The following is a 14270-nucleotide window of genomic DNA, read 5'->3' as shown; positions in this document are numbered from 1 at the left end:
GGGGGTAGGCACTCCCATGTCCGACACGATCGACGGGTTCTTGGAGGAGTGTTCCTCCTGCGGCCAGTGCATATCCGCCTGCCCATTTTTAGACAGGTACGGGACTCCTGACGAGATCATCGCCAACCAACCGGACCTTGTGTTCCTGTGCACCAACTGCACCGGGTGCGATAACCGGTGTCCTTTGGCCCTTAATCCATCCGAAGCCCTGTTCAGAACGAAGGAAAGGTTAATCGCGGAAGGCTCCGTTTCCGGGAAGGCCGCCTCTGCCCTGAGATCCGCCCGATCATTCGCTGAGCGGGGACACAAGGCTCCCTTCGTCCACTATTCCCAAACCGGAACGGTCTTCTGGCCCGGCTGTTCCCTTGCGGGTACCAGCCCGGAGACGGTCAGGGCCACCGCCTCACTGCTGGAGACGGTCCTGGAAACGAAGGTCGGACTCGCCCTGGACTGCTGTTTCGATCCCCTCTACCAAATGGGGGACACCCGGTCCACGATGGAGGCGTCAAACCGCATAAAGGGAAGGATGCAGAAGGCCGGGATCAACAGGGTGATCGTCGGTTGCATGAACTGCAGAAAGGTTTTTCGCGAATACCTGCCGGAATTGGACATACGGTACGTCCTTGAGGTCCTGCCGGAGGACATCATGGACAGCACCCCCCACGGGGACGTGTTCCTCCACCACCCCTGTCCATTCTATCGCTTGGGGGGCGTCAAGGAAAAAACCGAAGGGATGCTCCGCAATGCGGCCGAGGCGGTGGACGTCCAGGGATCTCCAGCCTGCTGTGGATTGGGCGGGAACCTGGGTCAGCAGTCGCCGGAGCTTGCCGGCAAATTCGCCGAGAGGGTGACCATGGAGGCCCAAGGCGCAGCCATCGTCACATCGTGCATGGGATGTGTAGGCACCTTCCTGAAGGAAGGGAAAGAGACGTACCACATACTGGACCTGATCACAGGGACGAAACCGAAGGACAGACCAGTCTCATCGGTAAAAAAATGGGCGAACCGTCTAAAACTGGCTCTAAGCCGGTAATGCCAACGTTCAAGGTTCAACGTTCAAGGTTCAATGTTCAAGGTTCAACGTTCAAGGTCTAATGGGTTAACCCCACCCGTTCAATACTGACAACCTCGTAAAAAGTCTCTTCAAGCTGTTCCTTAACCCAAAGACTGAATCCTTCCTCCGTTGACTCCGTGATTCGCTCTTCGCAAGTCCATTTAGTGTTAATACAATGAGGTACGCATTATTGTGATGAACCTCAATCCTCAAAGGATGGGCGAAAAGAGCCGCGCGACCCGGACCGCAACCCTGAACCAGAGGGGCCGCTGTTCGTACTCGGCGATGTCGGCCTTCCGGCAATGGGAGAAATCCTCCTCCAGCATGGCCGCGACCTCGGAGGCGAAGTTGGTGTCGGCAAAAACCAAGGTGATTTCAAAGTTGAGCCGAAGGGACCGGTTGTCAAGATTTGCGGTCCCGACGGCCGCCAGTTCGTCGTCCACAAGCAGGACCTTCTGGTGGAGGAACCCATCCTGGTACCGGAAAATCTTCAGACAATCACAGACCGTCTCCTCCAGAAAGGAAAATGCCGCCAGGTACGCCATTATGTGGTCGACTTTCTCAGGAATCATGATACGGACGTCCACCCCGCGCAATGCGGCAAGCCGCAGTGCGCTGAGGACGGCCTCATCAGGGACGAAATAGGGGCTGGTGATCCAGATCCGGTTCCGGGCCATGTTGATGACCTGGACGAAGAAAAGGCTGCAGGTCTCCATATCGTCTGCCGGGCCGCTTCCAAGAACGAGCACCCTTTTTTTACCCTCCCCGACCATGCCGGGCACCCAGTTCAGTTCGGGAACATCGAGGGACGCCCAGTACCAGTCCTCCAGGAAGGAGAGTTGGATTCCCAGGACCGAAGGTCCGCTCACCTTCACGTGGGTATCGCGCCAGGGGCTTAATTTGGGATCGCCGCCCAGGTATTCATCCCCAATGTTGTGCCCACCCACGTAGGCCTCGAGGCCGTCTACGACCACTATCTTCCGATGGTTGCGGAAGTTTATCTGGAAACGGTTGGCTCGCCCTCTGGTCGTTCTGAAGGGCTTCATGGACCCGCCCGCCGCATTCAGCTCATCCACATAGGAAGACGGCAGAGAGTGGCTCCCGACTTCGTCGTAAAGAAAATAGACCTTGACGCCCTCAGTTGCCTTCTGGATGAGGCGTTCCTTCAATTCCCTCCCCAAGCGGTCGTCGTGAACGATGAAAAACTGGAAGAGAATATAATCTCTCGCCCTTTCGATGGCGTCGAAAATGGCATCGAAGGTCGCCCGACCGTTGATGAGAAGCTTGGCCTCATTGTGACGTGTGAATGGCATCTTCGCCAGAAGCTGAAGGGCCTCAAGGGAGGCCTCGGACCCCCCAAAGGGGACAACGATTTCGGGAGAATGAGCGTTCGCCACTTCCTGGGCAATACACCGGATGGGGATATTCTCGTCGCGCAGGGCATCCACGTAGCCCTGAAACCGGTCGCGGCCAAGGACGGCGTAAAGAGGGAGGGTAATGTAAGGAAATGTGACCAGCGCGATGGCCCAGGCGACAGCCGCCTGGGAAGTACGAACATTCATGACCGCATGGCCGGCGGCGATAATCCCGATCCCATGCAGAATTGCGGCGGCAAACCAGATAAAAACGACAAAATGCCCGTAAATAACAGACATCAGTCGGGCAGGACCACAACCGTGCGGCCCTTCAAACGCCCCGCTAAGATGTCCCGGATCTTTTCTTCCAGACCCTCAAGAGCACATTCGTCCACCATCCCCCCGAGGCCGACCGGCTTCCAGGGGCCTGCCAGCTTTTCCCAAACCCGAACCCTTTGTTCCATGGGGCACTGGACAGAGTCCACTCCCATGAGGCTGACTCCCCTCAGGATAAACGGAAAGACGTTCATTGGCAGGTCGGACGATCCGGTGAGGCCGCAGCACGATGCCACCCCGCCGTAGCGAACGGCTTTGATGGCAGAGGCGAGCATCTCGCCGCCAACGACGTCCACCACGCCCGCCCATCGTTCCCGGAACATGGGTCTGGACGCATCACTTGTTACATCCTCCCTTCCAATAACCTCCGAAGCGCCGAGGAGTTTAAGGTATTCGGCTTCTGCGGATTTGCCCGTTGCGGCTACCACCCGGTAACCTGCGCTGTTGAGGATAGACACGGCTACACTTCCCACCCCGCCTGTGGCCCCGGTGACCAGGACCTCCCCATCCCCGGGTTTGACCCCGCCGTTAACGAGCTTCAGGACACAAAGGGCCGCGGTAAAACCGGCTGTCCCGAGGGACATGCTCTCTTTAAGGGAAAGTCCGACCGGAAGGCTCAAAGCCCAGGAGGAGGGAATCCGTATGTACTGGCCGAAACCTCCGTCCGTGTTCATCCCCAGGTCGTAGCCGGTTACGATCACCTTTTCACCCGCTTTAAACACGCTGGAGGCGCACCGCACGACCTCTCCTGCCGCGTCGATACCTGGAGTATGGGGAAACTTTCGCGTCACCCCGCGGTTTCCAGTGGCGGACAGAGCATCTTTATAGTTGAGCGAAGAGTAGCGGACCCTTATGAGGAGGTCCCCTTCAGGGAGATCATCAATGGACCTGGCGGTAATTTTCCTGGAAAAGACGCCCTTTTCCTGTTCCTCCACAACCATACAGGTATAGGTCTTGTGCGCCATTCTTTCACCTCCTTGAGTGTCAGGTTCAATGGAGCATACTACCCTTTTTACGGTAAACCCAACGGCCACCGCTGTTTCAGGTTACCAGATTGTTGAACAAAATGCTAAAATATCAATAATAACCGGTCGGGAATCTTCGTCCTGCGGACTACTACAGTTTACCACGCCATAGCTGACTTGTGAGGGCATAGCCTCTGGCGATGCCCCAAGCGCCGGCGGGCGGCAAACATTTGAAGTTTGACGTTGAACGTTGAACGTTGAACATTGAACGTTGAACATTGAACGTTGAACATTGAACGTCGGTCATTATACAGGCTTTACGTCCCCACGGCCGACCTTGCTCAGAGCCAGGACATTCCCGATCAGGATCAGAGTGACTCCTGCGAAGGCCTGGGGAGTCCAATTGTAACCCTCGAATACTGTGGACATGCCGAGGGCCACGAGGGGGAAAAGGAGTGTGGCATAGGCTGCGCGGTCTGCCCCGATCCTTCCAACCAAAGACAGGTAGAACCCGAAAGCAACGATTGACCCGAAGATGGTCAGGTACAGGAGGGAAACCACGTACGGGCCGGTCACTTCGAAATCAAAGGACTTGCCGGTAACAAGGGCGGCAGCGACCATGGCAAGGGCTCCGTAGGACATCCCCCACGCGTTGGTCTGTACCACCGGCAGGCCGCTTTTCTGGTTGCGCGCCGATGTGATATTGCCCAAGGATGCCGAGCAGGTCGCGGCGATGCTTAACCCCAGCCCGAAAACGGCCCTGTCCGAAAGGCTGAAGGACGAAAGTTCGGGCCAGAATACCAATCCAATCCCGGCGAGCCCGAATAGAGCGCCGACAAGCACCTGAGGACGAACGGGCGACCCGATCAAGAGGGCCCCGTTAAAGATATTCAGGATGACCATGGTGGAAAATACCACTGCGACGATGCCGCTGGTCAAAGTCACCTCGGCAACGTAGAACATCCAGTAGTTCAGGGCGAACAGCAATACCCCCTGAAGCGCCATGAAGAGGTGCTCACCTGCCGTGAATCTCATCTTCAGACGGGCAACACGACAGTAGACCTGAAGCATGGCGGCCGCCAGGGTGAACCTGTAAATGATGGACACCAAGGGGTCCACCGTGCCCAGCTGAAACTTTATGGCAAGCCAGGTTGTCCCCCAGATGATAACGGTCCCGGCATAGTACAGTAGGTTCACACCCATCCCTGATAGGGTCGTAAAAAGTCCATGAATGGCTTTTTACTCCACGGAAAGCGAAGCAAGCCGTTCTTTGCCCATGCGAACGAGGATCTTGTGCTTGACGGCAGCCTCAACAACCCCTTCTCCTTCCTCCACCAGGGGCACCGCGTTTTCATCCAGTCTGCGGCCGTCCATCTCGATCCAGGAAACACCTTTCTGGACCCCGTCGGGGTTCTGGACGGTTATTTCGTAAATAGCATTTCCACGCCGGTACCTCACCAAAAATGTGTCCCATGATCCCGGTATTACCGGATCCACCGTCAGTAGCCCTCCCCTGATCCTGATCCCGAGAACATCTTCGAGCCAGACACGGTACATCCAGCCGGCTGCCCCTGTGTACCACGTCCAACCCCCCTGTCCCACGTGTTCGGGAAGACGGTAGATATCGGCCGCGACTACATAGGGCTCGGTTCTGTAGCGTTCCGTTTTCTCCGGGTCACCGGCGTGTTCTATGGGATTTAGCATGGTAAGGAGATCGACAGCCCGGTCACCCTCGCCCAATCCGGCGAGGGCTTTGGCCAGCCACATCGCCCCGTGGGAGTACTGTCCACCGTTCTCGCGAACGCCCGGCGGATACCCCATTATATACCCGGGATCTTTTCGTGATCTGTCGAAAGGCGGCGTCAAAAGAAGCGCCAGCCCCTCATCCTTGCGAACCAGCTCCTCAAAGGCCGATTCCACTGCCTGCCGGGCTCTTTCGTGATCGGCGCCACCGCTGATAACAGCCCATGACTGGGGGATCGAGTCGATTCGGTCCTCGTCGTTTTGGGCCGATCCAAGAGGGGTCCCGTCATCAAAATAGGCACGCCGGTACCATCGACCGTCCCACGACGATTCCTCAACGGCCGCAGCGATATCCCCGGCCCTCTTCCGGAAGGTCTCCGCATCTTCCTGCCGTCCGCGATCCTGTGCAAGCCCCGAAAACCCCCGCAAAACATCCACCAGGAACCAGGCCAGCCATACGCTTTCACCCTTGCCACCGATTCCAACCCGGTTCATCCCGTCGTTCCAGTCGCCCGAACCGATCAGGGGCAGGCCATGCGGCCCGGAGGTCGTGCCCCGCTCAATGGCCTTCATGCAATGATCGTAAAGCGTCGCCTTGCTTGCGGTGTCCGTCGGGACCATGAATGCCTCATGCACGTCCTCATCGAGGGGCTCCCCCCATAGGAACGGGACCATTTCGTCCAATATCCCGGTATCCCCGGTATGACGCACGTACCGGACGACCGCGTAGGGCAGCCACAACAGGTCATCCGAACACCTGGACCGGATGCCGGCTCCGGTTGGGGGATGCCACCAGTGCTGAACGTCTCCCTCTGAGAACTGCCGGCCGGCCGAGGTGAGGATATGCGAACGCGCAATGGCGGGGTCGGCGTAAAGCAACGCCAACACATCCTGAAGCTGATCCCTGTACCCGAAAGCTCCTCCGGACTGATAGAAACCCGACCGTGCCCAGATCCTGCAACTCAAAGACTGATAAAGCAGCCACCTGTTCATCATCAAGTCGACGGATTCCACCGGGGTTCGGATCTCCACCCTTCCGAGAAGCCTGTCCCACCACTGGATGGTGGCCTTCAGGGATTCCTGGACGATCACGCTGTGACGGTACTTCTGGGCAAGCTGTCTTGCTTCATCCCGGGAGGCGGCCTGTCCAAGAAGACAGATGACCTCCGCCCTATCCCCGGGAGGAATTGTCAGCATCGTCTGGATGGCGGAACATGGGTCCAGTCCCGCCCCGGTCTTCCCCGAGAGGCTCACACGTCTCATTGCATCGGGATTGGAAGGGCTCCCGTTACGGCCCAGAAATTCCGTTCGATCGGTAGTACAACTGTCGGGATGGGGGCTGACGGAGGCAAAGGCCACCCGATTTCCATAATCGGGGTTGTATCTGTTAGTAACCATCATCGTCCGCGCCGGATTGTCCCAACTGGTGTTAACGTGCATCTGGCTGCTCTCGCAGTCCTCGCCCAACACCCACTCAAGGTAGAAAGTTACCGACAGGTTCCTGGTATCCGGTGTGTCGTTTTTCAACCGGAGCCACTGAATACGGATGGGATCACCACCCCCATCGTCCAGAGGCACGAAGGTGGTGAGTTCCTGTTCAATTCCATGGCTGTTATGCTCGAAAACCGTATATCCGGTACCGTGGCGAACCCGGTAGCCCTCCACCTCCCGGATGGGCTGCATGGTGGGGGTCCAGAAGCGACCGCTATCCTCATCCCGGATGTAGACGGCATCCGAGGGCGGGTCCGAAACGGGATCGTTGGACCAGGCCGTCAGCCGATTTCGCTGGCTGTTGCCGTACCACGAAAAACCGGCCCCGGATTCACTGACAAGGGTTCCAAAGGACGGGTTTGCGATGATGTTGACCCAAGGCGCCGGGGTCTGCTCACCCGACTGGAGGTTAATAACGTATTCCCTGCCGTCGGCGGAGAACCCACCCAGTCCGTTGGAAAGTTTCAGATCCATGTGCCGTAAAGGCGCGGACGGTTCCTCCCTTGGAGGTCTTTTCGGAAGGTATTTTACAGGAAGCTGATGACGCATGGGAGGCGCGCCCAGCTGCTGGGAGAGAGGTCCCCGAGCCGCCACCAGAGCAACGTTGGCCGCGGAAAGCAGGAGGGTGAGGCTTTCCTCCGGGATCTGGTCGGCGTTCCTGAGAAACACACCGCCGGGCTGGTCGGTTCCAGTGTACATCGTGTGTCCGTTAATCAGCCGGATCAGCTGGCTTTGCAGCGGCTGGTCATATCCGGAAGCCTCCTCATTGAGAATCAAAAGGTCGGCCATAAAACCGTGCCTTCGCCAATAGGTATGGGCCTGGAGTAACTGGGTCACCAGATTAATGTCTCTGGCGTCAGCCAGGGTGACGGCCAAAATCGGCAGGTCCCCCGAAATGCCGTAGGCCCACAATCCCGACTGTCCGAGGACATTCTGTTTCAGACGTTCTTCGGGAGACCGCATTTTCCTGCTGGGGTAGAGCATATAACTGGCAAGGTGCTGGAAACGACGGGCCTCTTCCGGCTGGATACGAAGGTGCCGGAGTTCGAGTTGGGCCTGTCTCCAGGTACGTTCAAGGGCACGGTGAACCACCTGGGGATCGCTGTATTTCTCAAGCATGGCGAGAAGGGAATCCCTGGCCTCGGAGGCGCCCAATATGATGGAGAAAGAGACTGTCTGCCCGGCCCTGAGTCTGACCCGGCGTCTCAGGCTGAAAATGGGGTCAAGGACCATTCCCGTTGACCCGGAGAGGGAATTTCGTAAAGCCGCCGGGTTGGCCGGCGACCGGCCCCGGCCAATAAAGCGGAGGCGGTCGGTTTCCATCTGCCATGGTTCTGTTGAGGAATGATCGAATGTGATCATATGCCCCGCCCATACCGGTTCGTCCCCGGGATCCCTACGCCTTCTCCCCGCAACGAGGGCATTTAATGCTTCCACCGCCTCCGTGAAGACGAACATCTTCTGAAACGCCGGATGAATCCTGTCTGACCGGTGGGGCGCCAGTGCGAGTTCCACATAGCTCGTTATCTCCAGCATCCTCGGGCGGCCGGATCGATTGACGAGGGTCACATGCCGGATCTCTACATCGTCCTCCGGGGAGACGATGATGTGGCTCTCGGTTTCTATCCCTCCGTCGGAGCGTCTTATCTCCGCATGATCAAGGGTAAACCCGACGACGTAGTTGTCCATTTTGCCGCCAACGGGCTGATAGCCGTTACTCCAGACCCTGTCTGTCTCCAGGTCACGGATGTAGCAGAAGGTACCCCATGAGTCACGTGTCGTGTCGGCACGCCAACGGGTGATATCAAGTCCACGCCAGCGGCTGTACCCGCCGCCGGCGTTGGTGACCATCAGTGAATAGTTACCGTTGGATATTATCTGGGTCTTGGGTAATGCCGTATGCGGGGTCCCAAACTTGCTCTCGGCGGGGACGACCTCCGCGGGCATGACGCTAGAGGAAGCCTGCTCCCGGGTCCGGACATGGAAGAGAGAAGGCTTCGGGGGAATCCTCTCATAGAGCAGGGGTTCCAAAGCCTTCACACGCACATCCGAATGGAAACGCCTCTGCATGACCTGATCGTTGAGGGCATTGTCGATAGCCAGAAATCCCATGGCCTGATGGTGGGCCATGTATGTTCTCACGACCACCCCTTTGTCGCCCTGCCGTTTTTTCCGGCGGGAAAAATCGATGGACTCGAAAAAACCGAATCTTCCGTAAAGTCCCATCCCGTCCAGCCGGTTCAGATTCCCCAGGGATTCAGCAGGTTTAAGGGATAGGGCCAACATGGTCGCGTAGGGGGCGACAACCAGATCCTCATCCAGACCACGTTTGAGACCAAGCCCGGGGACCCCGAAGGCCCGGTACTGATAGATCCTGGAGGCATCCAGGTCGGCATATGCGGCTTCAGAAACCCCCCACGGCACACCACGTTGTCTGCCGTAGGCTATCTGAACCTCCACTGCTTCCCGGCATGCCATATCAAGCAGGGAGTTCTCGTAATTTTTTTGAAACAGAAGGGGCATGAGGTACTCGAACATTGTCCCGCTCCAGCTGAGCAGGACCCGTTGCCGGCCCACTGCGCCGAAGGGCCGTGACAGCGCCATCCAGTGTTCAATGGGCACGTCACCTCTGGCTACTGCGATAAAGCTGGTCAATCGCGCCTCGCTGGCGAGGAGATCATAGAAGGAGTTGTCCAGACGCTGGTCGTTGATATTGAAACCAACGTGGAAGATCCTTCGTTTTTCATGGTAGAGGAATTTCAGGTTTATTCCGTCGGCAAGCTCATGATCCGTCCCAATAAGGTCTTCGACACCTTCCATGGTTTCCCAAGCGGCCCAGACAGCAGGGGCCATCAATTCGGCAAACCATGCCGGATTACGGGGGGTGGATCTGTCATTTTCCGCCGCGAGCTGACGAAGTGAGGGCGCCAGCTGCAATAGTTTCCAATCCTTACGCTCCCCGCCGATAAGGGCGTCGATCTCCTCTGGAGACTTTTCGAAAAGCGCCTCGGCCCATTTGAGGTACCTGTCGATTATCTGATTCCATTCCGCTATCTGGCTCTCCACCCGTGCAGCCCAGTAAGCAGCCTCCTCAACCGGATTCCAATCCTCATCATCTATCATGCGCGGCGCCATTACCGGATACTGGTCAACCTCAGCTCTAAGACCGAGAACCATCTTCCCGGCGGGGCCGGCGATCTCCCTGATCCTCCTGATCATCCCCTCCAGTTTTTCAGGCGCCTCCCCCGAAAGATCCATAAGCTCAGCAATGGTCTTCCTGAACTTCGCCGTGAGGCCCGCATCTCCCAGAGCATCGTTGAGAATCAGCACGGTATCGTAAATGCCCTGGAATACTCTGGGCCCGATAATCGGCTCATCCATCAAATCATTGAGACCGAACTCAAGCGTCCAGAGACTGCCTATGAAATTTCCGCTATCCACGGTGGAAACGTAACCGGGCTTCAGCGGCTTGAGGGTAGCCACGTCATACCAGTTCAAAAGATGCCCCTCGTACCGCTTCAGCTGTTTTAAGGTGGAATGGGTATTACGCAGGCGTCGTAAAACGTCATCAGGGGTTATAAAACCGAAATCGCCGGCACCGAGCACCGTGAGCAGATAAAGCCCGATATTCGTTGGGCTGGTCCTCGGAGCGATCTCGTCCACGTGTGATATCTGATAGTTGTCCGGGGGAAGCCAGTGGGTCCCGGTTCCTACAAAGTCATCGAACATCCTCCAGGTCTTTCTGGCGATTTTCCTGAGAACCATGGTCTCCCGGCGGGAAAAGTCCCTTTGCTTCCTTGAATCCGCTATGTCCATTCGCCATATGACAATCGGGCTCACCAGCCACAGCACCAGGAAGGGGGAGGCTGGAAAGAGACTTAAAGGTTCCTTCGCCCAGACTGCCGCTACCGTCAGAAGGGCAAGGAAGATATTCCACAACAGCTGGAAAAAGAATTCGTGCATATGCTTTTTTGCTTTTGCCTTGGCCATCTGGGCGGGGGTCCAACGGAGGAGACCTTTGTGGCTGACAAACCGGCGGTAGAGGACCCTTATGATCGCGTCCGCCGCAAGACCGGCCTGATGGATCATGATGGCGATCTCGGCCAGGGAGCGGTTCAGGTCGTGCCGAAAGGATTGAAGAACATTTTTCCTGACCTCGCGGCCGGAGGTAAACCATGTCGACAGATTTGCCATGAGAGCGGACATGTACAGCAAGCCGGTAAAACCACTGCAGAAAAACCCGATAGCCGGAGAAATAAGCCAGGCGACCAGCAGGAACGGCACGGTAGCAACGGGCAAAAGGCTTCGGCGAAGATTGTCGAAGATCTTCCACCTCGCCAGAACCGACAGCGGATTCTTTTCCCGCGTACCGTCCCTGCCCGGAACTTTTGAAAGACACCATTCCGCAATCTGCCAGTCACCCCGTATCCATCGGTGTGTCCTGATGCAGTAGGAATGATAGTCGGCCGGGAACTCGTCGAACAGCTCGATATCGGTGGCCAGCCCCACCCGGGCGTAGGCCCCTTCCACCAGGTCATGGCTGAGGAGGCGTCCATCCGGGAACCTGCCCCCAAGGACATGTTGGAAGACCTTGGGATCGTATATCCCCTTCCCCAGGTATGACCCCTCCCCGGTCAGATCCTGGTAGACATCGGAAACGGCCGTGGTGTAGGGATCCGTGCCTACCGGGTTATTGAACAGCCTGCTGAACAAGGTGGCCGTCGCGCTGGGCAGGGAGGTACTTACCCGCGGCTGGATTACGGCATACCCGGACCGTACGACCCTCCTTATCGGATCGATGGCGGGTCTGTTCAGTGGATGGGCCATTGTCGCGATGAGCCGGGCAGCGCTTCCCTGGGGCAGCTGTGTATCGCTGTCCAAAGTTATGACATAACGGACATCGGCGAGGCGTTCCGCATCCCCCACGCTAACAATCTGTTGCCCGTTTCGTGAGGGTTCGCCGCAAAGAAGACGGTTCAGGTCCTCGAGCTTGCCCCTCTTTCTCTCCCATCCCATATAACGGCCCTCCGATTCGGCCCACTCTCTTTCCCGATGAAAAAGGTAGAACCTGTTAGGACCGTACTTGGTATTCAGTCTTTCAATCCCCTCCCTGGCAAACCGGAAAAGCTCCTCATCATCCTCACGGTGCGGCTCCAGGTGATCCACATAATCGGTAAACAACCCGAAAACCAGATTGGGATCGGGGTTGGCTTTGTAACGAATCTCGAGGCTCTCCAGATCCGACTTGGCGCTGTCCCGGTCGGCGAGTATAACAGGAACGACAATAAGGGTCCGAAACTCGTCGGGGATCCCCCGTTTTTGAAAAAACATTTTCGGCAGTTTCCTCGGCGGCAGAAAGCGTGTAGCCAGGTAGTTAACCACCTGAACACCCAGCTGGCTGGCGGGAATGAGGGAAAGGAGAACAAGGATTGCGAGAATAAGGGGTTTTGAGCCGGCGGATAATCCCAACCCCAGAATCGTTCCCGCGATCGCCAGGGTGGCGGCCCCGACGGTAGTGAGGTAAAGAGGAGTGTGGTGTCTGTAGACCCACTGGAGAATCCTGTTTCGCCGGTTATCCCTGCATTCCAGTCTCTTGAGGAACTCGCCTCTTCCGTCTCCGACCAGGTATCGACCCACGTGCGACGCCGATGCGTCGGATGGCCCCCGAGAACCTTCAAGGGCCATTTCTATGGCCTGCTGTGCAACCTCTTTTTCATCGTGCTCTCCGCACCTCGAAATCTCCTCCACAGCTTTCCGGTAGCTGTCCCTGGTGTAAAAATCCATGGAAGAATATATCCCCATGGGATCGTCACGAAGGATCGCCTCCACGGGACTCAGTTCCTCGAAAATCTCCCGCCAGTCGAATTGTTTGAGCCAACGAAGGCTCGTCATCCCATTGGCGATGGAGATCTCATCCGAGGTCTGGAGGGCCCTCTCCTCACTGGTAATACTCTCCAGTGGTGATCCCACTTTCCTCTCCAGCCAGCTTCTCACCGGGTTAAGGATGGATTCCTCGTCGTAAATGTGATCTATGATCTGGAGGGCAAAATTTACGCTGGGCTCGGGAAACTCCCAGGTCAGTTTGGACAGGATATTGAATAGTTGATCTGGATCATTGCGGACAGCCACGGCAAGCCTGTTGGCCCAGAAATCCGCGCTCTCGCTCTCCATCAGCCAGACATCCACCCTCTCGAACAGTCGGCAAAGGCTGTCCACGATGGCGATCCGGAGCATGATTGGGAGGGCCCACAGCTCGCCGGTTGAGAGGGGGACGACGGATTGGTAGGCATCCAGGAAATCGCGAATATTGTGGGGGTCCAGTTGGCCGTCGGTGTGAAGAACAAGCTCAGCGGCAATACCGTAAACCCGAGGATTCCCTCTGTGGGAACCCTCGGTCAGGACAGGAAGCTCATGATAAAAACTTTTTGACAGGTTCTCCCGCACATCCGTGATATGCCCCTGAACAATAAAAAAATTGTCCAGGATCCACTCCGCCGCCGTTGAGATGTTCTGTTCCAGCCGGGAGGCTTCGGCGAGAGCCTGGCGGATTTCCCGGATTATCCTCTCGCAGATGTTGAGGTGATCGAGAAGCGGCTCCCCCCTTCCTGAAGCGGGCTCGGTCAAATGGTTTTTGGCAAGATCCCTTGCATGCTCCTCGATCCTTGCGGTGGACAGAAACTCGCCCCTGTCTCTCTCGCCGATCGGCAGATAAAGTTTCCGCTTGGGATGAAAGGCAAATATGGTGGGTTGGTCTCTGCTGAGCCGCCGGAGCAACGCAATGGCCCGTCCCATGGATCTGGGGGAGGCCTGGACAATGATCACCGTTTCTTCGGCGACGAGCCGGCGTGAATATCGCCAGAGGAGCTCCCGATCCACTGTTATCCCGAGAAAACGGACAACGGTACGGCAGAGAAAAACCCCCAGTATCCCGGAAAAGACCAGGGCAAGGGATATGAAGAACAGGACCTGCGTAAGAGAAAAACCCAAAACAACCGAAAAAACATAGGCCAGAGCGGGAATCGCGATACCGATAAACATACCCGCGGACAGCGCATGAAAAGGGGAAACGTCCTCAAAGGAGATATCACCCGCGGACGATCTCCGAATGAGCGCGGAACGCCGGAAGTGATGTTTCCTCAGTTGTTTCAAGGCTTCCCTGGCACCCTCTTCCGAGGGGTAGAAGCCCAGAAGGGACCCTGAATCTCTCATGATGCCACCTTTTTTCTGCGGATCTTTACATTTTGGTTCATCCGGTTAATGCGTACCTTATATTATTATTTTGCTGTCATTGCGAGGAGCATCGAGGGTGACGAGAGTGACGCGGCA

Annotated in this window: 5 protein-coding genes; 1 reads left to right on the top strand and 4 read right to left on the bottom strand. The window is 56.9% G+C overall.

Features of this window, described 5'->3' with window-relative positions; genetic code table 11:
• Window positions 1-16: 16 nt before the first annotated feature.
• A complete protein-coding gene (locus tag GXP52_00940) occupies window positions 17-1033 on the top strand; it encodes a (Fe-S)-binding protein (GenBank protein NOY85850.1) in 1017 nt (338 codons plus the stop codon).
• A gap of 230 nt (window positions 1034-1263) precedes the next feature.
• Here the strand turns inward: GXP52_00940 and cls are convergent, their stop codons facing one another.
• The 4 genes from cls to GXP52_00920 form a co-directional block, all read right to left on the bottom strand.
• The gene (cls, locus tag GXP52_00935) at window positions 1264-2709 is read right to left on the bottom strand and encodes a cardiolipin synthase (GenBank protein ID NOY85849.1); all 1446 of its coding nucleotides are present in this window, start codon (window positions 2707-2709) and stop codon (window positions 1264-1266) included.
• Window positions 2709-3710 (bottom strand): YhdH/YhfP family quinone oxidoreductase, encoded by a 1002-nt coding sequence (locus GXP52_00930; GenBank protein ID NOY85848.1) that lies wholly within the window; start codon window positions 3708-3710, stop codon window positions 2709-2711. Before GXP52_00930 ends, cls begins: the two co-directional genes overlap by 1 nt.
• A 306-nt stretch (window positions 3711-4016) precedes the next feature.
• Window positions 4017-4913 (bottom strand): DMT family transporter, encoded by an 897-nt coding sequence (locus GXP52_00925; GenBank protein ID NOY85847.1) that lies wholly within the window; start codon window positions 4911-4913, stop codon window positions 4017-4019.
• A 36-nt stretch (window positions 4914-4949) separates the two neighbouring features.
• Window positions 4950-14153: a glycosyl transferase gene (locus GXP52_00920; GenBank protein ID NOY85846.1), complete on the bottom strand. Its 9204-nt coding sequence runs from the start codon at window positions 14151-14153 to the stop codon at window positions 4950-4952.
• Between the last annotated feature and the right edge of the window lie 117 nt (window positions 14154-14270).

The organism is Deltaproteobacteria bacterium (assembly GCA_013151915.1).
GTDB lineage: Bacteria > BMS3Abin14 > BMS3Abin14 > BMS3Abin14 > BMS3Abin14 > BMS3ABIN14.
This window is presented reverse-complemented; position numbering and strand designations above follow the sequence as displayed.